Genomic DNA, 19,723 nt, shown 5'->3' on the forward strand with positions numbered 1-19,723 from the left:
GCGTCGCCGGACGTTCACGCGCACCCGCTCCGATAGCGGCATGGGCACTCGCGTCCCCTTCACTCCCCGCGCCGCGGTCCTGGGACTCGCCGTCGTCCTCGGATCCGTCGCGGCGGTGTCGGCGGTCGTCGTCGGCGCCCTCCGCGCCCTCCTCCACCGGCAGGCGCGGATCGCCCGCAGGCGGATCGGCAAGCCTCTCGGCGAGGACGCACTCGACGCCGATCGCGTGTGGGGCCGCCGGTTCGACGGGCCGCCGGTCGAGCTCGCCGTCTTCGGCGACTCCATCGCCGCCGGACTCGGCGCGGAACGGCCCAAGGACACCCTCGGGGGCCGGCTGGCCAAAGGGGTCGCGCGGGCCACGCGCCGCCCGGTCCGGCTGCGGACGGCCGCGACGGTCGGCGCGGAATCGTCACAGCTGGCCTCGCAGGTCGATGCGCTGCCGGCCGAGTACAGACCGGACATCGCGGTGGTCGTCGTCGGCGGCAACGACGTGACGCACCGCATCCCGGTCGCGACGGCGACCGCCCACCTCGCGGACGCCGTTCATCGGCTGCGGGCGCGGGGCGCCGAGGTCGTCGTCGGCACCTGCCCCGACCTGGGAGCCCTCCGACCGGTGCCGCAGCCCCTCCGCGTGGTGGGCTCGCGCCTGTCCCGGCAGATGGCCCTGGCGCAGGAGGAGGCGGCCGTGGGGGCCGGCGCTCTCGCGGTGTCGCTCGGAACGACCGTCGGCCCGTTCTTCGTGTCGCAGCCGGCCGAGATGTTCAGCCTCGACCGCTTCCATCCGAGCGCCCTGGGCTACCGGCGCACCGCGGAGGCGCTGCTCCCGGCCGTGCTGTCGGCCCTCGCCGACCCGCTCAGTCCGCGTCCGAGGACGCCGCCCGTCCGGGCTCGCCTGCCGCGGCCAGCGTGACGCGCTTCTTCTCGCGGACGTAGACCTCGCGGCGAACCCGCGCGACCACGTCGCCCGAACGGTCGACGATCTCGGTCTCGAACCACTCCCGCACCTTCGTTCCGCCCCGCGCGCGCTCACGCAGCTCCTCGGCCTTCGCGCGGGGGACCTCGAACCGCGCCGTCAGGACTCCCCGGCCGGGCTTGAGGAACTCGATCTCGCCCCGGGTGTCCCACACCACGTAGTCACGGCCCAGCTGGTGCATGACGAGCATGAAGAAGTAGGGATCGGTCATGGCCGACATCGATCCGCCGAACGCCGTCTTGACGTAATTGCGCGTGAGGGCATTGACATGCAGCTCGACGGTCGCGCTGGTCCAGTCGTCGGCGAAGCGGCGGACCCGGATGCCGCTCCACAGGTTGGGAGCCCACAGGCTCATCCCGAGGGCGAGTCGTCGTGGCGTGATGCGCATGCCGTCATCCTGGCGGGGCCGGGATCGCGATGCGGCATCCTTTGTCGGCGCGGCACAACCCTTGACGCGTCGGGAGCATCGCTTGTTGGGTGGACCCATGAGCGAGCCGACTCCCGATCTGTGGCGCCGCGTCGACGCCTACCTCACCGACACCCTGGTGGGCCACGACCCCGCCCTCGAAGCCGCCGTCGTCGACCAGCAGGCGGCGGGGCTCCCCGCCATCGAGGTGGCGCCGGTGAACGGGAAGTTCCTCCATCTCCTCGCGCGGATCAGCGGCGCGCGGCGGGTGCTCGAGATCGGCACGCTCGGCGGCTACTCGACGATCTGGATGGCACGGGGCATCCCCGAGGACGGGCGGGTCGTGACCATCGAGGCGGAGCCCCGCACCGCCGGGATCGCGCGCGCGAACCTCGAGCGGGCCGGGGTGGCCGAGAAGGTGGAGATCAGGCTCGGACGCGCGGCGGACGTGCTGCCCGAGCTGGAGGGATCCGAGCCCTTCGACCTGGTGTTCATCGACGCCGACAAGGAGTCGAACACGATCTACCTCGACTGGGCGGCCCGACTTGGCCGGCCGGGCACAGTCGTCGTCGTCGACAACACCGTCCGCGGGGGAGAGGTGGCCAATCCCGCCACCGAGAACCCTCAGGTCATCGGCGTGCAGCGCGGACTCGAGATGCTCGGACGCGACCCGCGCTTCGATGCGACCGCGCTGCAGACGCTCGACCTGAAGGGATGGGACGGAGTCGCGCTCGCGGTCCTGGTCTGAGCGCGTCGCGCCCACGGCCGGAAGGCGCCGCATGTGACGCGCGCCCTGTGCCGAGGCATCCCGATCACTAGACTCGGGTGCGGACCGACGATGCTCCGAAGAACCACCCTCCACAAGCAAGGAGTCCCCTGTGGCACTGATCGAGGCTGTAGGCGCGCGCGAGATCCTCGACTCGCGCGGAAACCCGACCGTCGAAGTGGAGGTGCTGCTCGACGACGGCATCGTCCAGCGTGCGGCCGTCCCCTCGGGCGCGTCGACCGGAGCGTTCGAGGCGTACGAGCTGCGTGACGGCGACAAGAGCCGATACGGCGGCAAGGGCGTGCTCAAAGCGGTCGCCGCGGTGATCGACGAGCTCGGCCCCGCGATCGAAGGCGTCGACGCCAGCGAGCAGCGCATCATCGACGAGATCCTCATCGAGGTCGACGGCACCGACAACAAGAAGCGCGTCGGCGCGAACGCGATCCTCGGCGTCTCGCTCGCCGTCGCCAAGGCCGCGGCCGATTCGGCCGACCTGCCGCTGTTCCGCTACCTCGGCGGACCCAACGCGCACATCCTCCCCGTGCCGCTCTTCAACGTCATCAACGGCGGCGAGCACGCCGACAACGGCATCGACATGCAGGAGTTCTTCCTGGCTCCGATCGGGGCGGAGACGTTCTCCGAGTCGCTGCGGTGGGGCACCGAGGTCTACCACGTCCTCAAGGGCGAGCTGAAGGCCGCCGGCTTCGCCACCGGTCTGGGCGACGAGGGCGGCTTCGCGCCCGACCTGCCGAGCAACCGCGAGGGCCTGGACTTCCTCGTGCGCGCGATCGAGAAGGCGGGCTTCACCCCCGGCACCGACATCGCGCTGGGCCTCGACGTCGCCGCCACGGAGTTCTTCAACGACGGCGTGTACCGCCTCGACAACAAGGACTGGTCGGCCGCCGAGCTGACGGAGTACTACGTCGGTCTCGTCGCCGACTACCCGATCGTCACGATCGAAGACGCGCTCGCCGAGGACGACTGGGACAACTGGAAGGCCCTCACCGACGCGCTCGGCACGAAGACCCAGCTCGTGGGCGACGACCTCTTCGTCACCAACCCCACCCGTCTCGCCGACGGCATCAAGCGAGGCGTGGCCAACTCGCTGCTTGTCAAGGTGAACCAGATCGGCACGCTCTCCGAGACGCTCGACGCGGTCGACATGGCGCACCGCGCCGGCTACACCGCGATGCTCTCGCACCGCTCCGGAGAGACCGAGGACACGACCATCGCCGATCTCGTCGTCGCGACGGGTGCAGGACAGATCAAGAGCGGCGCGCCCGCTCGAAGCGAGCGCGTGGCGAAATACAATCAGCTTCTGCGCATCGAGGAGGAGCTGGGCGACGCGGCGACGTTCATCGGCCGCGCAGCCTTCCCGCGCTTCCAGGGCTGACACATCCAGAAAGGGGGAGCCGTGGCGAGAACGACGGCTCCCCCTTCCGGTTCCGCGGGACGCCGAGGGGACCGGCGCCCGGTCGACGTGCGGGGCTGGCTCGGCGGCATCCGCCTCTCCGGGTTCATGGTGATCATGCTCGGCCTGGTGGTCCTCGCCGCCTTCGTCCTCGTGCCGACCATCGGCACGTACGTCGACCAGCGTCAGCAGATCGCCGCACTCGAGGCCGCGGTGCAGCTCAGCCGCGAAGAGGTCGCCGAGCTCGAATCGCAGCGCGAGCGATGGACCGACCCCGCCTACATCACCACGCAGGCGCGGGAACGCCTGTACTACGTGCGTCCCGGCGAGGTGGTGTACCTCGTCTACAACGACCTCCCGCCCGAACGCGAGCCGCAGGAGCAGTCGCCGGTCAGCCAGGAGGTCGGTCAAACCCGGACCGATTGGATGTCGCAGCTCGTGCGATCGGTGACCGAGGCGGGACTCTCGCAGACCGTCAAGGGTCCGACGATCGGCGTCCCCGACGAGGAGCCGACGCCCGCGGCCACTCCCTGAGAGGTGCCGGACGCTCTCGCGGCGCGGCGCTCGGCGTCGTCCGGTCAGCACCGTCCCAGGCGTCGCCGGTAGCCTTGCCGACGTGACGTCCGTGCCGCTGCCCCCCGCCACCGAGGCCGACCTGGCCGTACTCCGCGAGCAGCTGGGCCGCCCCGCGCGAGGGGTCGTCGGCATCGCCGCGCGCTGCGTGTGCGGCAACCCGACGGTGGTGGCGACGTCGCCACGGCTGCCCGACGGCACCCCGTTCCCCACCTTCTACTACCTGACGCATCCGGCCGCGACCGTCGCCATGTCGGTGCTCGAGGCGGACCACGTCATGCGCGAGCTCTCAGACGAGCTGGAGGCCGACGAAGAGCTGCGAGCAGCGTATGCACGGGCCCACGACTCCTATCTCGCCGATCGCGCCGCCTACGGCGACGTGCCCGAGATCGAGGGCATCTCGGCCGGGGGCATGCCCACCCGCGTGAAGTGCCTCCATGCTCTCGCCGGTCACGCCCTCGCGGCGGGACCGGGTGTCAACCCGATCGGCGACCGTGCGCTGGCGCGCTCGTCGTGGTCGCCGCAGCGGTGCGTCTGCACCCATCCCGGGACGGGCGGATGACCGGCCGCCCCCTCGCGGCGGTCGCCGCAGCCTCCGTCGCGCTGACGCTCGTGGTCGCGGCGCCGGCGTCCGCGGCCACTCCCGACGCGCCGGAGGAGGACCCGGTCCGGGCGGCGGAGTACTGGCTGGCGGACTACGGCGTCGAGAAGGCGTGGGACACCACGCGCGGCGAGGGCGTGCGCATCGCGATCATCGACACCGGCATCGGACGAGGCCCGGTCGAGTTCGAGGGCGCGGTGGTCGGCGGCACGGACGTGTCGGGCGTCGGGTCTCCCGACGGCCGCACGCCGGTCGGGGCGGTCGACTCCGATCACGGCAGCTGGGTCGCGTCCCTCGCTGCGGGCCGCGGGACGGGCCCGGATGCCGGCATGATCGGCGTCGCCCCGGAGGCGGACCTGCTGTCGGTGTCCGTGGGCTTCGGCTCGGCCGCGACGACGAGCTTCACCGACCAGATCGCCGAGGCGATCCGGTGGTCGGTGGACCAGGGCGCGGACGTCATCAACATGTCGCTGACGACCAACGCGCCGGACTGGGACGAGAGCTGGGACGACGCCTTCCTCTACGCCTTCGAGAACGATGTCGTGGTGGTGGTGGCGGCCGGCAACCGGGGGAGCGGCACGACCCGCGTCGGCGCGCCCGCCACCATCCCCGGCGTGCTCACGGTCGCGGGCGTCGATCCCAGCGGCAAGGCGAGTGTCGAGGCATCCACTCAGGGCATCACCATCGGCGTGTCGGCTCCCAGCGAGAAGCTGGTCGGCGTGTCGGCCGACGGGCGCCTGGTGCTGTGGAACGGAACGAGCGGCGCGGCGCCGATCGTCGCCGGGATCGCCGCGCTCGTGCGTGCGGCCCACCCCGATCTCGATGCCGACAACGTCATCAACCGCATCATCGAGACCGCGCGTCCGGCTGCGGGCGCCGGGGCGGTCCCCGACCCGCTGTACGGCTATGGGCTCGTGGATGCCGAGGCGGCGGTGACCGCGGACGTCCCGACGGTCTCGGCCAACCCGATGGGAAGCCTCAGCGACTGGATCCGGCTCTACCGTCGCGCCCAGAGCGATCCGGTGCCGTCCCGGCCCACCGAGCCGGTCGAGGTCGCTCCGCTGCCACCCGCCGACGCCGCCCAGCGCGCCGCGTCCCCGCTCCTGCCCTCCCGCGAAACCGTGCTCTACGGGACGCTGCCGCTCTCGGTCGCCACAGCGACGGCTATACTGGTGGCGCTCGGCGTCACCGCAGCTGTCCGACGCATCCGATTGGCGTCCCGCGCGCCGAGCCGCTGACACAGGAGGAGCCTCCAAACGTGACCAACACCGTGCCTAAGATCCTCATCGTCGGTGGCGGATACGCAGGCTTCTACACGGCCTGGAAGCTCGAGAAGCATCTGCGCAAGGGCGAGGCCGACGTCACGATCGTCGACCCGCTGCCCTATATGACGTACCAGCCCTTCCTTCCCGAGGTGGCCGCGGGCTCGATCGAGGCCCGTCACTCGGTCGTCGCGCTCCGGCGCCACCTGAAGAAGACCCGCATCGTCGCGGCGAAGGTCACCGGCATCAACCACGCCGAGAAGGTCGCGACCATCACCCCGATCGCCGGCGAGCCCTACGAGTTCGAGTACGACCAGATCGTGGTCACCGCGGGAGCCGTCTCGCGCACCTTCCCGATCCCGGGCATCGCCGATAACGCGATCGGCCTCAAGACGATCGAAGAGGCGGTGGCGATCCGCGACCGCCTGATGTCGAACTTCGACAAGGCGTCCACGCTTCCGCCCGGTCCCGAGCGCGATCGGCTGCTCACGGTCGTCGTGGTCGGCGGCGGCTTCGCGGGCATCGAGGTGTTCGCCGAACTGCGCTCGCTGGCCTCGGCGCTCGTCAAGAGCTACCCCGAGCTCACGTTCGACGACACGCACTTCCACCTCGTCGAGGCGATGGGACGGATCATGCCCGAGGTGTCGCTGAAGACGAGCGAGTGGGTGCTCAAGAACCTCGCCCAGCGCGGCGCGTACGTGCACCTCGACACCCAGGTCACGGGGGCCATCGACGGCAACATCGAGCTCTCCACCGGCGAGACCATTCCGAGCGACCTCATCATCTGGACTGCGGGCGTCATGGCCAACCCCACCGTCGTGCGCGGCGGCGACCTCCCGGTCGAGGAGCGCGGCCGCATCCGCACGCGCGCCGATCTTCGGGTCGGCACGGCCGAGGAAGTCGTCGAGGGCGCCTGGTCGGCCGGCGACGTTGCCGCCGTGCCCGACCTCACCGGCGGCGGCGTGGGCGGCTACTGCGTTCCCAACGCTCAGCACGCCGTCCGTCAGGCCAAGCTGCTGGCGAAGAACCTGGTCGCCGTCCTGCGCGGCGAGGTGCCCCGCGAGTACTACCACAAGAACCTCGGCGCGGTCGCCGGACTGGGCCTGTGGGTCGGTGTCTTCCAGTCGGGCAAGATCGCCCTCAAGGGGCCCATCGCCTGGCTCGCGCACCGTGGCTACCACGGTCTGGCGATGCCGTCGTGGGAGCGCAAGTGGCGCGTGCTCTGGGGCTGGTGGAACAACTTCTGGCTGGGCCGCGACATGGTGAACCTGTCGACCGTCCAGAACCCTCGGTACGTCTTCGAGGAGTTCGCGGCACGCCCGCGTCCGGCCGCGCCCGCCATCACGCCGCCGGCCGAGCCGCGCGAGCAGGGCAAGGCCGCCGACCAGCCCGAGAAGGTCGAGGCCGACAAGGCCGCCGCGAAGAAGGCTCCCGCGAAGGCGGGCGCTGCGCGCTGACGACGGTAGCGTGGGAGCGTCCGCATCGACGGCGCCCCCGTAGCCCAATCGGCAGAGGCAGGCGACTTAAAATCGCTTCAGTCTGGGTTCGAGTCCCAGCGGGGGTACGTGTTCGAGTTCCTGACCGACCGGCCCGAGGTCGGCCTGCGGTGGTCGGCGTGCGCGGCGGACGCGGCATCCGATTCCCTCCTCGCCGAACGCGGGGCCGACCGGTCCCTCTCCACGGCGAGCGTCGGAAAGATCCTGCTCCTGATCGAGCTCGCCCGTCGCTTCGCCGCGGGCGAGCTGGAGCGAGCGAGACCCCTCGAGCGCGGCAAGGAAGCGGTGGGGGACTCGGGGCTGTGGCAGGCGATGGATGCCTCGTCCCTGTCGGCCGCCGACGCGGCACGTCTGGTCGGCGCGGTGAGCGACAATGTCGCGACGAACGTGCTCCTGGACCTGGTCGGGCTCGCCGCGGTGACCCGCGCCGCAGCCGACCTCGGCCTCACTCGCACCGCACTTCTCGACCGGGTGCGCGACGACCGCCTTCCGGAGCATCCGCCGGCGCTCTCCCGCGGAAGCGCGGCTGAGCTGGCGAGGCTCGCCGCGCGGCTCCACCGCCGAGACGTCTTCGGCACGGAGGCGAGCAGCGAGGTCGTCGCCTGGCTGTCGCTCGGCACCGATCTGTCGATGGTCGCGTCGGCTTTCGGTCTCGATCCGTTGGCTCACCGCGAGGCCGACCGCGGCATCCGGCTGTGGAACAAGACCGGAACGGATGCGGGGGTGCGCGCCGACGTCGGAGTCGTGACCTCGCCCGCCGGGGCGATCGCCTATGCGGTGCTCGCGGAGTGGGACGCGGATGCCCCGGCGACGGTGCGCGACGACGTGCTCACGGCGATGCGACGCACCGGCGACCGGATCCGGGCCGGCGGGGAGTGAACGCCATCCGTTCCGTGACGGCGGCCAAGGGCGCGGGCTCTAGGCTGGTGCCCATGTGCGCGCACCCGGAGGGAGCCGTATGAGCCTCGACCTGCTCTCCACCCCCACGGCGACGGAGCCCTGGACGGATCCGGCGGCGTACTGGACCGCGCTCTCGCGCGCCGTGGAGGGCCTGTCGGGCCCGATCGCCACGCTGAGCCTGCCCGCGCTGCGGTACAACGCGCTCGATATGGTCGTGCGGGCCGGCGGGGTGCCCATCCGCCTCGCGAGCAAGTCGGTGCGCGTGCGAGGGGCGATCGACGCGACGCTCGCCCTGGCGGGCTACCGCGGCATCCTGGCATTCACCCTTCCCGAGGCGCTGTGGCTCGCCGAGACCCACGACGACGTGGTGCTCGGCTATCCCACCGCCGACCGCGCGGCGCTCTCGACACTCGTGGCGGACGAACGGGCCGCGCGGTGCATCACCCTGATGGTCGACGACCCGGCCCAGCTCGACCTCGTCGATGCCGTGGCGGCGCCCGGCTCCCGCCCGGAGATCCGCGTGGCGATCGATGCCGACGCCTCGTGGCGGGCACCCGGCCTCGGCCACATCGGGGTGTTCCGTTCGCCCGTGCACGAGCCGGGCGACGTCGCCGCGCTGGGTCGCACGATCGCCGCGCGTCCGGGGTTCTCCCTCGTGGGGCTCATGATGTACGAGGCGCAGATCGCCGGCCAGGGCGATGCGACGGGTTCGGGGGATGCCGTCATCCGCTGGATGCAGCGTCGGTCCGGGGCGGAGCTGCGGCAGCGTCGGAGCGAGATCGTCGCAGCGCTTCGCGATGTCGCCCCGCTCGAGTTCGTCAACGGCGGCGGCACGGGGTCCCTCGAATACACGGCGTCCGACCAGTCGGTCACCGAGCTCACGGCGGGAAGCGGGCTGTTCGCCGGCCACCTGTTCGACGGGTACCGAGCCTTCCAGCCCGCCCCGGCTGCGGCGTTCTCACTCGAGGTCGTCCGCAAACCGGCCCCCGACATCGCCACCGTGCTCGGTGGGGGATGGATCGCGTCAGGACCGCCCGTGGCGTCGCGCCAACCGCTGCCGGTATGGCCCGCAGGCCTGCAGACCGTGCCTCGGGAGGGCGCCGGGGAGGTGCAGACGCCGCTGCGCGGCGAAGCCGCCCGCGACCTCCGGGTGGGCGACCGGGTGTGGTTCCGCCACGCCAAGAGCGGCGAGCTGGCCGAGCGGGTCGACCGCTATCACCTCATCGACGGCGACGCCATCGTCGGCGAGCTGCCCACGTACCGGGGCGAGGGGAGGACGTTCCTATGACCCGTCCGGGCGGCACATGGCAGAACTGGGGCCGGTCGGAGTCCGTGCGTCCCCGCCGCGTCGAATTCCCCCGGACGGCCGAGGCCGTGCGGCGCGCGGTCGTCGCGGCGTCGGCCCAGGGACTTCCGGTCAAAGCCGTCGGAGCGGGGCACAGCTTCACCGGCATCGCGGTCGCCCCCGGGGTTCTTCTGGACTTGAGCGACCTGACGGGTGTGGTCGCGGTGGATGTCGAGCGGTCGCGCGTCACTCTCCGTGCCGGCACGCGGCTCCATCAGGTCCCCGCGCTCCTGGCGCCGTACGGGCTGGCGATGCCGAACCTCGGCGACATCGACCGCCAGTCGGTCTCCGGTGCGATCTCCACCGGGACCCACGGGACGGGTGCGACCTTCGGCGGCATCGCGACCCAGGTGGTCGGAGCGACGCTGATCACGGCGGCGGGCGAGCCGCTCGTCGTGGACGAGACCGAGAACCCCGAGCTGCTGCCGGCGGTCGCGCTCGGCCTGGGCGCGCTCGGAATCCTCGTCGACGTGACGCTTCAATGCGTCCCGGCGTTCGTGCTGCACGCCGTCGAGCAGCCCGAGGACCTCGACGAGGTGCTGTCGCACCTCGACAGGCGCGTCGCCGAGAGCGACCACTTCGAGTTCTACTGGTTCCCCCACACCGAGCGCGCGATGACCAAGACCAATACGCGCCTGCCCGAGAGCGCGCCGAGGCATCCGCTCCCGCCCGTGGCGAAGTGGGTGGATGACACTCTCGTCGGCAACGGCCTCCACCAGGTCGCGTGCTCGGTGGCCAAGGCGGTGCCCGCGACCATCCCGGCCATCAACCGGCTGTCGGTGAGGCTCTGGGGCGATCGGGAATTCACCGATGCATCCCATCGCGTCTTCGCGACCGCGCGATCGGTGCGGTTCCGCGAGATGGAGTACGCGATTCCGGTCGAGAATCTCCGGCCCGCGTTCGACGCCGTCCGCGCCCTGATCGACGAAAGAGGCTGGCGCATCTCCTTCCCCGTGGAGGTGCGGTTCGCGGCCGCGGATGACCGCTGGCTCTCGACCGCCTACGGTCGCGAGTCCGCGTACATCGCGGTGCACCGATACTGGCGAGACGACCCGCGCGCGTACTTCGAGGCGGTGGAGGGGATCATGCTCGAGCACGGTGGTCGCCCGCACTGGGGGAAGATGCACACGCTGGATGCCTCGTCCCTGCGCGAGCGCTATCCGCGCTTCGAGGACTTCACGGCGCTGCGTGACCGCCTCGACCCGGGGCGGCTGTTCGCCAATCCCTACCTCGACCGCGTTCTCGGTGGGTAAGCGCTGAGAGTCGCAGACATGGGCGCATGCGCCGCGTCGCGCCCTCGCTAGGATGAGGGAAACCTCGAACGGAGTCACAGCTATGTGGGAATGGCTGATCCCGGTGGTGATCGTGGTGGCGTTGGTCGTCATCGTCGGGATCTACCTGTGGGCGACCTACAACTCTCTTGTGCAGCTCAACGTGCGTGTCGAAGAGGCCTGGAGTGACATCACCGTCCAGCTCAAGCGCCGTGCCGATCTGCTTCCGAACCTCATCGAGGCGGTGAAGGGGTATGCCGCACACGAGAAAGCGGTGTTCGAGAACGTCACGAGGGCGCGGGCCGAGACGCTGAACGCCCCCGGCCCCGCCGAGGCGGGCGTCGCTGAAGGGCACATGCAGCAGGCCCTGAGGTCGCTGTTCGCCGTCGCCGAGGCGTACCCGCAGCTGCAGGCCAGTCAGAACTTCCTGCAGCTGCAGCAGTCGATCGTCGACACCGAAGACAAGATCCAGGCGTCGCGCCGGTTCTACAACGGCGGCGTCCGCGAGCTGAACACGAAGATCAAGGTGTTCCCGAACAACCTCTTCGCGCGCAACCTGGGCTTCCAGGAGCGCGAGTTCTTCGAGGTCATCGACGGCGCCGCCATCTCCGAGCCTCCCCGCGTGCAGTTTTGACGCGAGCCGGATCAATGGGGGCGCAGCGGTAGCCTCGCCCGATGACCTACCGTCTGACGCGGGCCCAGGCTCGACGCATCGCGGTACGCGCCCAGCTGCTCACCGCTGATCGTCCTGCCGGGATCGTGGAGACGGTCGACGCGCTCACGGTGGTGAATATCGAGCCGACGGCGGCTGTCGCTCCGAGTGCGGACCTCATCCTCTGGTCCCGGCTGGGGTGGCCCTACCGGTCGGCGGATCTGGTGCGCCTGGTCGAGGAGGACCGCGCCCTGTTCGAGTGGGGCGGGTTCTACCGCACCATGGCCGACCTGCCGCTGCTGCGGGCCGAGATGGCGCAGCGGCCCCACTCGCGTGAGGCGCGTGATTGGCTGGCGGCGAACGACGGCTTCCGTCGCGAGGTGATGGCGCACCTGCGCGACCGAGGTCCGCTGCGACCGACGGACATCCCCGATACGGCGCAGGTCTCGTGGCGGTCCTCCGGCTGGACCGACAATCGCAACACGCTGCAGATGCTCGAGATGCTGGTGCTCCGGGGTGATGTGGCCATCTCGTCACGCGACGCGGGCGGTCGGCTGTTCGACCTGGCCGAACGGGTCTATCCCGCCGGTCTTCCCGAGGTCGCCCCGGAAGATGCCGCGCGGGAGCGAGCGGAGCGGCGGTTGGCGTCGCTCGGGATCGCTCGGGCGAAGAGCGTCGCGCAGCCGATCGAGCCCATCGACGTGGGAACGGTCGGACTCGAGGCGACCGTGGAGGGTGTCCCGGGGACGTGGCGGGTCGACGAGGCAGCGATCGGCGACGTCGCCGGGTTCGCGCCGCGGACGGCGCTGCTCTCGCCGTTCGACCGGCTGGTCTTCGACCGGCGGCGCCTCGAGGAGTTGTTCGAGTACGAGTATCTGCTCGAGATGTACAAGCCGGCGGCGAAGCGCCGGTGGGGATACTTCGCGCTCCCGATCCTTCACGGCGACCGCCTGGTGGGAAAGCTGGATGCGAGAGCCGACCGCAAGGCGGGCGTGCTGCAGGTGAACGCGATCCACGAGGACGTCCCCTTCGACGCGTCCGCCACGGCGGCGGTGCAGTCGGAGATCGATGACCTGGGCCGGTGGCTGGGTCTGGAGGTGCGGGGCGCGCCGGGGTGATCAGCGCACCGACAGGACCATCTGCTCGCCCTCGAACCGGACCGAGCCTCGCACGGACCAGTCGTCCGCAAGGTAGGTGAAGGATCCGGTCCCTCCGCTGCGGGAGGTCCCGGTGGCGGTGGCGACGATCGTGCCGCCGGTGGCGTCGAACCCGCTGGCGTCGGCCGACAGGGCGAGGGCGGGCTTCTTCTCGATCCGGAACGACACGGAGTCGAGCGAGGTGAGGTCGGCCGCCCACGGCACGCGGATGCCGCAGTTCGCGGGGATCTCGCTCGCCGGCGCGGCGCAGGCGTCGAGGTAGGCATCGAGCTGCTCCTGGGCCTGGTCGACGGCGTCGGGCGAGAGCCGGGTCTCGACCACGACGTCCGCGGGCTCACCGGGGAGGACGACGGCGTTCGCCTGTCCTGCGAGGATGCTTCGCGGGGCCGCGGCGACCTCGTAGGCGGCGGGGAGCAGCAGCAGGTCGGAACGCGCCGGGAACAGCGCGCCGCCGACGGTCACGGTGTCGCCGACCGGGGCTTCCCCGAGGACCGCCGCGGCCGTCAGCAGCCCGAGATCGCCGTTGCCGAGGCGCCATCGCCCCGCGGTCCGCTCGACAGTGAATCCGAGGTCGTGGGTCTCGCCACCGAGCGTGACCTCGGCGATGACTCCGGAGATGTCGGCGCTCTCCTCCCGGATCTCGACGATCCGGGCGTTCGAGACGCGTTCGGATGCGCCGGCGAACGCGTCGCGCACGAGCGGGTCGTTCAGGGGCTCGGCACGCAGCGACTCGATCGCCGCGAAGTCTCCCGACTCGAGAGCATCGAGATAGGCCCGAGCGGTCGCTTCGGGGCCTTCGGGCCGACCGAGGAGCCACCACGCGACCAGGCCGACCCCGACGGCCACCACGACACCGACGACGATGCCGACGACCGTCCCGCGCTTCACTCTCCCACGCTAGTCGCCCGGCTCATCGTGAGCGAGGGCGACCGGTTCGGCGGTCCGCGTCTCGTGCCGGACCGCCTCGGGCAGCGCGCCGGCGATGTCGTCGACCGCGTCACCCCACCGCGAGACCGAGATCGATGCCAGCGCCTGCCAGCGCGCAGCCTGCCGCAGTTCGTCGGCGACGCGGGCTGCGGCATCCGTGGGCCGTCCGTGCTCCCACCACGCCGACTGCACGAGCAAGGTCGATGCGGCCCGATCCGCCTTGAGGTCGACCCGGCCGACGATGTCGTCGCCCACCAGCATCGGAAGCGAGTAATACCCATAGCGCCGCTTCGCCGCGGGGGTGTAGATCTCTATTCGGTACTCGAAGTCGAACAGCCGCTGCGCCCGCTCGCGGAACCAGACCATCGGATCGAACGGCGTCAGCAGCGCCTGCGCGTCGACCCCACGCGGGAGGCGCGCGTCGCGGTGGAGCCACGCCTTCGCGGGCCGGCCCGCCGTCGTCCAGCCTTCGACCGTGACCGGGTGCAGGTCACCGGCGTCCACGAGATCGTGCACGGCGGCCAGGACGGCGGGGCGATTCGCGATCCGCCAGTAATCCGCGAGATCGGACGCCGTGGCGACGCCGTAGGCCGCCGCGGCCCGCCGGACGAGCTCCCTGATCGCGTCGTCGCGCGCGACGGGAGCGGCGAGCACGTCGGCCGGAATGACGTCGCTCGCGAGCGCGTACCGGCGCTCGAACCCGCGTCGGCCGGCGATCGCCACCTCGCCGAAGAGCCACAGATACTCGAGGGCGTGCTTGACGACATCCCAATCCCACCAGGGGCCGCGCGCGCCGGACTTCGCATCGTGCTCGATCTGGGCGGGGCGGAGGGGACCGCGATCGGCGAGCTCGGCACGCACCCAGTCGACGATCCGACGGTTCGATGAGAACCAGCCGTCGGCGTTCGAGCCGTACTTGGCCCGCATGTCATCCATGCGGAAGCGGAACAGGGCCCAGTCGGCCGCCGGCACGAACGCCGCGACGTGCGCCCAGTACTCGACGTACGGGGGTCGACGCGCGAACAGCAGACGGTCGAGTGCCGCCGTGTCGTAGGCGCCCAGCCGCGAGAAGAGCGGCATGTAGTGCGACCGCGCGAAGACGTTCACGGAGTCGATCTGCAGGGTGGCCAGTCGCCCCAGCGCCGAGTTGAGCTGACGGGTGCCTGGGGCCGGTGGCCTCGGCTGGGCGAACCCCTGAGCCGCGAGGGCGATGCGCCGGGCCTCGCTCGCGCTCAGGGTGGACTTCACGCCGGCCATCGTAGCGACCGGCGCCGACACTCGGAGGGCACCGCTCCGTCGCATCACCGGCGCGGCATGCGACCCGCCTAGACTGGCGGGATGAGCGGGTCCGACGAGAAGTCACGCGGCTCGTTGTTCGACGCCCTCCGCGACCGACGCCGGGTGGTCGCGACGGAGCTGTCGGACAGCATTCCCCGCGGCATGCGGATCGCCACCGCCTACTCGTGGCGATTCCTCGTGATCGCTGCGGCGATCGGCGTGGCGATCTGGCTGGTCATCCAGCTCAAGCTCCTCGTCATCCCCCTGCTGGTGGCGATCCTGATCACGGCGCTCCTCTGGCCCGCCTTCACGTGGATGCTGCGCCATCGCGTGCCGCGCTGGCTCGCCATCGTCATCTCCGTCGTCGGCACGATCGCCATCGTGGCGGGCCTGCTGTGGCTTGTCGCGTGGCAGGTCGCCCGGGAGTGGCCGTCCGTGCAGTCGAGCACGGTCGAGGCGGTCGAACGGTTCCGCGCCTACCTGATCGACGGGCCCCTCCACCTGACCGAGACCCAGATCGACGACCTGCTCGCGCAGGGGTGGTCCTTCGTGCAGGAGCAGGCCGAGCTGCTGTGGTCGGGCGCGCTGGCCATCGGGTCGACCGTCGGGCACGTGCTCACGGGCGGCATCCTGGCCTTCTTCATCCTCCTCTGCCTGCTCGCCGACGGCGGCGGGATCTGGCGCTGGACGATGCGTCTCTTCCCGAAGCGGGCGCGGCCGGCAGCCGACGGCGCGGGCCGCGCGGGGTGGGTGACGGTCGTCAACTACGCGCGCACGCAGCTCCTCGTCGCGACGATCGACGCGATCGGCATCGGCCTGGGAGCGTTCCTCCTGGGAGTCCCTCTCGCCATCCCCGTCGCCGTCCTGGTGTTTTTGGGCGCGTTCGTCCCCATCGTGGGCGCGGTGGTCACCGGCGCGATCGCCGTCTTCCTCGCCCTCGTGTACAACGGCCCGTGGATCGCCCTGTGGATGCTCGTGGTCGTGCTCGGCGTGCAGCAGCTCGAGGGCCATGTGCTCCAGCCGCTGCTCATGGGCTCCGCCGTCAAGGTCCACCCGCTGGCGGTCGTGCTGGTGGTCGCCGGCGGTGCGATGATCGCCGGCATCCCGGGCGCGCTCTTCGCCGTGCCGCTCGCGGCGTTCGTCAACGTGGTCGCCGTCTATCTCGGTCAGCGGGCCTGGGAGACCGGCGCCGCCCCCACCGGCGACCTCATCTGGAACACCGTTCCACGCCCCCGAAGGACCGTCTCGTGAGCCTCTCGTCTCCTCCCGCGCACCGCTCCTCCATGCCGACGCTCGCCGATTTCGAGGATGCGGCGGCCGTCCTGGACGGGGTGATCGCGCACACGCCGCTCGATGAATCCCTCCACCTGACGGAGCTGCTGGGCGTGCCGGTACACCTGAAGCTCGAGAACCTGCAGCGCACCGGATCGTTCAAGATCCGCGGCGCCACGTACCGCCTCTCCCGGCTCACCGCCGAGGAGCGTGCACGCGGCGTGGTCGCGGCATCCGCCGGCAATCACGCCCAGGGCGTCGCCCTGGCGGCCAAGTCGCTCGGCATCGCCGCCACGATTTTCATGCCGTTGGGTGTGCCGGTGCCCAAGCTCCTGGCCACGCGAGGGTACGGCGCCGACGTGATCCTGGAGGGCGCGACCGTCGAGACGCCGCTGCGGCTGGCCGCCGAGTTCGCCGAGCGGACCGGGGCGGTCTTCATCCACCCGTTCGACCACCCCGACGTGATCGCCGGACAGGGCACGCTGGGCCTCGAGCTGATGGACGAGCTCCCCGATCTCGACACCGTGGTGCTGGGGATCGGCGGGGGAGGACTCGTCGCGGGCGTCGCCGCCGCCGTCAAGGCCCGCGCGGCCGCCGAGGGGCGCACGGTGCGCGTCATCGGCGTCCAGGCCGAAAACTCCGCCGCCTACCCGTCGTCACTCGCCGCCGGACACCCGCTCGAGGTCGCCACGCGGCCGACGATCGCGGACGGCATCGCCGTGGCCAGGCCCGGCGACCTCCCGTTCGAGATAATCCGCGACCTCGTCGATGAGGTGGTCACCGTCACCGAGGACGACATCGCCCGCGCCCTCCTGGTACTGCTCGAGCGCGCGAAGCAGGTCGTCGAGCCGGCGGGAGCCGTCGGGGTGGCGGCGATCCTCGCCGGCAAAGTGCGCGCGAACGGCCCGACCGTGAGCGTGCTGTCGGGCGGCAACATCGACCCGCTGCTGCTCCAGCGCGTCGTCGCACACGGGCTCGCGGCATCCGGTCGCTACATGACCCTCCAGATCCCGCTGCCCGACCGACCGGGCCAGCTCGCGCGCGTGTCGGAGCTGCTCGCGCTCGCCGGAGCGAACGTCACCGAGGTCCTGCACACGCGCCACGGCCAGGGCCTGCAGATCAGCGAGGTCATCCTGCAGCTGAGCGTCGAGACGCGGGGCGAAGAGCACCGCGCGCACGTCATCGCCGTGCTGGAGGATGCCGGCTTCACGCCGAGGGTCGTCGCCGACTGACCGCGCCCGCGACGGCCGGCCGGGCTACTGGCCGGTGTAGGTCTCGACCTTGACGATCTCGACCGTGATCTCGCGGCCGTTCGGGGCGGTGTACGACGTCTTCTCGCCCTCTTTGCGACCCAGGATGGCGGCGCCGAGCGGCGAGGCCTCGCTGTACACGTCGAGCTCGGACCCCACCGCGATCTCGCGGTTGCCCAGCAGGAAGACCTCCTCGCCGCCGGCGACGATCGCGGTGATGACGGTGCCCGGTTCGACGACGCCGGTGGACTCGGGAGCCTCGGAGACGGTCGCCGTCTTCAGCAGGTGCTGGAGGGTGCGGATGCGCGCCTCCTGCTTGCCCTGCTCGTCCTTCGCAGCGTGGTACCCGCCGTTCTCCTTGAGGTCGCCTTCTTCGCGAGCGGCCTCGATGCGCTTGGCGATCTCTTCGCGACCCGTGGTCGAAAGGTGCTCGAGCTCGGCGGCGAGACGGTCGTAGGCGTCCTGGGTGAGGAAAGTCACGGGTGCGTCGTTCGACACGGCTGACTCCTTCGGTGGAGGGGGAGGGCGATAAACCGAACGCCCCGGCTCACGGCCAGGGCGCACATCTGCTGCAGTCGCACCAGACTACGTCACCCAGCAACTGTTGACAAAACCCGTGGTGGCCGGGGCGGTGGTCGGCACGCTCTCTCGGAAAGCGCGCGAATGCTGGTCGGATGCCTCGATCTCGACGATCCGCCACCCGACGATGCCGTGCTCCTCGTCCTGCGCCTCGAGCGCGCACGCGATGGAGCGGCCGGCCGGCGCGGTGACCTGGAAGGCCAGCGTCACGGAGTGCTCGTCGACGACGTCGAACCCCGTGGTGTCGACGTCGACGGCGTTCAGCGAGTTCGACACCGTGACCCAGCCGATGTATCCGAGCGCGAGGGCCGCCACCGCGACCACGGCGGCGATCAGCCAGCGACGCCGAGGGCTGCGACGTCGTCCGTAGCGCTCGTCGAGCATGTCCTGTGTCGTCATCGGTGATCCGTCGGAAGATTAGGCTGGAGTTCCAGGCTATGCGCTCCGGGGCGCGGCCGATGCCATCCCGCCCGCACCGGGCAGATCGAGGATCCCATGCACGACGCACTCGCCGCCTTCGCCACCGCGGCGGCAGCGACGCCCACGCCGTCTCCGACACCGACACTTCCCGATCCGGCGACGGTGACACCCGGGGCCTGGGGGTTCGTGATCACGGCGCTCGTCGCCGTCGCCACGATCCTGCTGGTGTGGGACATGATCCGGCGAATCCGCCGTGGCCGCGTCCGCGCCGACATCGACGAGCAGCTCGACGCCGAGCAGCAGGCCGCGCTCGCGGTCGAGGCGACCGAGACCGACGACGACAACGTCGACTCCGGCTCGGACGGGCCGCAGCGCCCCTGATACCCCGCGAGGGGATCCACCCCTCGGGGACGGTCGCTCAGCCGGGCAGGCCCAGCGAGGGCGAGAAGGGCTCCACCGCGATGATCAGGCACGCTGTCCAGTGGCACAGGAACGCGAGGACCGTGCAGACATGGAAGATCTCGTGGAAGCCGAAATGGCCGGGCCAGGGGTTGGGCCGCTTCAGCGCGTAGATGACGGCGCCGACCGTGTACAGGATTCCGCCGACGGCGATGAGCACCATCATGGCCACGCTCGCGCGCAGGAGGTCGGGGAGGTACATGACGGCCGCCCAGCCGAGGGCCAGATAGAGGGCCACGTAGAGCCAGCGCGGCGCGTGGATCCAGAAGACGCGAAAGACGATCCCCAGCAGCGCCCCCGACCACACGACGACGAGAAGGATCAGTCCCTGCTCGGGAGGCAGGGCGAGGACCGCGACGGGCGTGTAGGTGCCGGCGATGAGGAGCAGGATGTTGGCGTGGTCGATGCGCTTGAGTACGGCCTTGGTCGTCGGCCCCCAGTTGAAGCGGTGGTAGAGCGCCGAGTTGCCGAACAGCAGCAATGACGTGGCCATGAACACGGCGCACGCCCACTTCGCGGCACCGCCCTGCGCGAGGGCGATGAGGACGATGCCCGCCGCGATCGCGACCGGGAACGTGCCCGCGTGGATCCAGCCGCGCCACGTCGGCTTGATCTCTGGTCGGGCAGCGTCGACGGCCGCGGCGTCGAGAAGTGGCAGCACGGGGATTTCGGGCGCCCGGGAGAGGCGGCTGCGACGGCTCATCTCCCAAGAGTAGACGGAGAGG

The 19,723-nt window shown here is 71.1% G+C and carries 21 protein-coding genes and 1 tRNA gene; 16 read left to right on the forward strand and 6 right to left on the reverse strand.

All coding sequences use genetic code 11. The features are described from left to right. The first annotated feature begins 40 nt into the window (after positions 1-40). The gene (locus ACFUTX_RS04325) at positions 41-910 is read left to right on the forward strand and encodes an SGNH/GDSL hydrolase family protein (protein ID WP_378860948.1); all 870 of its coding nucleotides are present in this window, start codon (positions 41-43) and stop codon (positions 908-910) included. On the opposite strand, the gene ACFUTX_RS04330 is transcribed toward ACFUTX_RS04325, so the two are convergent. Continuing rightward, entirely contained in the window at positions 855-1,361 is a 507-nt protein-coding gene (locus tag ACFUTX_RS04330; protein WP_378860949.1) for a DUF4442 domain-containing protein, read from the reverse strand. The two genes, ACFUTX_RS04325 and ACFUTX_RS04330, sit on opposite strands and share 56 nt — an antisense overlap. Before the next feature lie 97 nt (positions 1,362-1,458). On the opposite strand from ACFUTX_RS04330, the gene ACFUTX_RS04335 reads away from it, so the two are divergent. The 12 genes from ACFUTX_RS04335 to ACFUTX_RS04390 all read left to right on the forward strand — a co-directional run bounded on the left by ACFUTX_RS04335 (position 1,459) and on the right by ACFUTX_RS04390 (position 12,774). Next, positions 1,459-2,127 carry an O-methyltransferase gene (locus ACFUTX_RS04335; RefSeq protein WP_378860950.1) on the forward strand — a complete coding sequence of 223 codons (669 nt, stop codon included), beginning with the start codon at positions 1,459-1,461 and terminating at the stop codon, positions 2,125-2,127. Positions 2,128-2,257: 130 nt separating this feature from the next. After that, positions 2,258-3,538 carry a phosphopyruvate hydratase gene (eno, locus tag ACFUTX_RS04340; protein WP_378860951.1) on the forward strand — a complete coding sequence of 427 codons (1,281 nt, stop codon included), beginning with the start codon at positions 2,258-2,260 and terminating at the stop codon, positions 3,536-3,538. Positions 3,539-3,559: 21 nt separating this feature from the next. Beyond that, positions 3,560-4,090: a septum formation initiator family protein gene (locus ACFUTX_RS04345; RefSeq protein WP_378860952.1), complete on the forward strand. Its 531-nt coding sequence runs from the start codon at positions 3,560-3,562 to the stop codon at positions 4,088-4,090. Between the two features lie 82 nt (positions 4,091-4,172). Next, a complete protein-coding gene (locus ACFUTX_RS04350) occupies positions 4,173-4,691 on the forward strand; it encodes a DUF501 domain-containing protein (RefSeq protein ID WP_378860953.1) in 519 nt (172 codons plus the stop codon). Next, a complete protein-coding gene (locus ACFUTX_RS04355; protein WP_378860954.1) occupies positions 4,688-5,968 on the forward strand; it encodes a S8 family serine peptidase in 1,281 nt (426 codons plus the stop codon). Before ACFUTX_RS04350 ends, ACFUTX_RS04355 begins: the two co-directional genes overlap by 4 nt. A 32-nt stretch (positions 5,969-6,000) precedes the next feature. After that, on the forward strand, positions 6,001-7,449 hold the full coding sequence (locus ACFUTX_RS04360; RefSeq protein ID WP_378861061.1) for an NAD(P)/FAD-dependent oxidoreductase: 1,449 nt from the start codon (positions 6,001-6,003) through the stop codon (positions 7,447-7,449). A 33-nt stretch (positions 7,450-7,482) separates the two neighbouring features. Then, positions 7,483-7,556: transfer RNA gene (locus tag ACFUTX_RS04365), tRNA-Leu, on the forward strand. A 1-nt stretch (position 7,557) separates the two neighbouring features. Beyond that, complete coding sequence (locus ACFUTX_RS04370; RefSeq protein ID WP_378860955.1) at positions 7,558-8,367, forward strand: serine hydrolase; 810 nt, start codon at positions 7,558-7,560, stop codon at positions 8,365-8,367. A 79-nt stretch (positions 8,368-8,446) separates the two neighbouring features. Then, complete coding sequence (locus tag ACFUTX_RS04375) at positions 8,447-9,676, forward strand: alanine racemase (protein ID WP_378860956.1); 1,230 nt, start codon at positions 8,447-8,449, stop codon at positions 9,674-9,676. Next, positions 9,673-10,986: a D-arabinono-1,4-lactone oxidase gene (locus tag ACFUTX_RS04380; RefSeq protein ID WP_378860957.1), complete on the forward strand. Its 1,314-nt coding sequence runs from the start codon at positions 9,673-9,675 to the stop codon at positions 10,984-10,986. Before ACFUTX_RS04375 ends, ACFUTX_RS04380 begins: the two co-directional genes overlap by 4 nt. A gap of 82 nt (positions 10,987-11,068) precedes the next feature. After that, complete coding sequence (locus tag ACFUTX_RS04385) at positions 11,069-11,638, forward strand: LemA family protein (protein WP_378860958.1); 570 nt, start codon at positions 11,069-11,071, stop codon at positions 11,636-11,638. A 41-nt stretch (positions 11,639-11,679) separates the two neighbouring features. Continuing rightward, a complete protein-coding gene (locus tag ACFUTX_RS04390) occupies positions 11,680-12,774 on the forward strand; it encodes a DNA glycosylase AlkZ-like family protein (RefSeq protein WP_378860959.1) in 1,095 nt (364 codons plus the stop codon). Here the strand turns inward: ACFUTX_RS04390 and ACFUTX_RS04395 are convergent, their stop codons facing one another. Together ACFUTX_RS04395 and ACFUTX_RS04400 are read right to left on the reverse strand one after the other, a co-directional pair. Continuing rightward, positions 12,775-13,701 carry a hypothetical protein gene (locus ACFUTX_RS04395; RefSeq protein WP_378860960.1) on the reverse strand — a complete coding sequence of 309 codons (927 nt, stop codon included), beginning with the start codon at positions 13,699-13,701 and terminating at the stop codon, positions 12,775-12,777. It abuts the gene before it with no gap. A 9-nt stretch (positions 13,702-13,710) separates the two neighbouring features. Beyond that, positions 13,711-14,997, reverse strand: coding sequence for a winged helix-turn-helix domain-containing protein (locus tag ACFUTX_RS04400; protein WP_378860961.1), 1,287 nt, complete (start codon positions 14,995-14,997; stop codon positions 13,711-13,713). A gap of 81 nt (positions 14,998-15,078) precedes the next feature. Here ACFUTX_RS04400 and ACFUTX_RS04405 point away from each other — a divergent pair, with 81 nt between their 5' ends. Together ACFUTX_RS04405 and ilvA are read left to right on the forward strand one after the other, a co-directional pair. After that, positions 15,079-16,269: an AI-2E family transporter gene (locus tag ACFUTX_RS04405; RefSeq protein WP_378860962.1), complete on the forward strand. Its 1,191-nt coding sequence runs from the start codon at positions 15,079-15,081 to the stop codon at positions 16,267-16,269. A gap of 32 nt (positions 16,270-16,301) precedes the next feature. Beyond that, on the forward strand, positions 16,302-17,522 hold the full coding sequence (ilvA, locus tag ACFUTX_RS04410; RefSeq protein ID WP_378861062.1) for a threonine ammonia-lyase: 1,221 nt from the start codon (positions 16,302-16,304) through the stop codon (positions 17,520-17,522). Between the two features lie 24 nt (positions 17,523-17,546). On the opposite strand, the gene greA is transcribed toward ilvA, so the two are convergent. Together greA and ACFUTX_RS04420 are read right to left on the reverse strand one after the other, a co-directional pair. Next, positions 17,547-18,038, reverse strand: coding sequence for a transcription elongation factor GreA (gene greA, locus ACFUTX_RS04415; RefSeq protein WP_378860963.1), 492 nt, complete (start codon positions 18,036-18,038; stop codon positions 17,547-17,549). 87 nt (positions 18,039-18,125) lie between these two features. After that, complete coding sequence (locus tag ACFUTX_RS04420; protein ID WP_378860964.1) at positions 18,126-18,518, reverse strand: DUF4307 domain-containing protein; 393 nt, start codon at positions 18,516-18,518, stop codon at positions 18,126-18,128. A gap of 96 nt (positions 18,519-18,614) precedes the next feature. Here ACFUTX_RS04420 and ACFUTX_RS04425 point away from each other — a divergent pair, with 96 nt between their 5' ends. Beyond that, complete coding sequence (locus ACFUTX_RS04425; protein WP_378860965.1) at positions 18,615-18,920, forward strand: hypothetical protein; 306 nt, start codon at positions 18,615-18,617, stop codon at positions 18,918-18,920. 37 nt (positions 18,921-18,957) lie between these two features. On the opposite strand, the gene ACFUTX_RS04430 is transcribed toward ACFUTX_RS04425, so the two are convergent. Next, positions 18,958-19,701 (reverse strand): hemolysin III family protein, encoded by a 744-nt coding sequence (locus ACFUTX_RS04430; protein WP_378860966.1) that lies wholly within the window; start codon positions 19,699-19,701, stop codon positions 18,958-18,960. Between the last annotated feature and the right edge of the window lie 22 nt (positions 19,702-19,723).

It is taken from the genome of Microbacterium sp. NPDC057407, from assembly GCF_042803895.1.
In the GTDB taxonomy this organism is placed as follows: Bacteria; Actinomycetota; Actinomycetes; order Actinomycetales; family Microbacteriaceae; genus Microbacterium.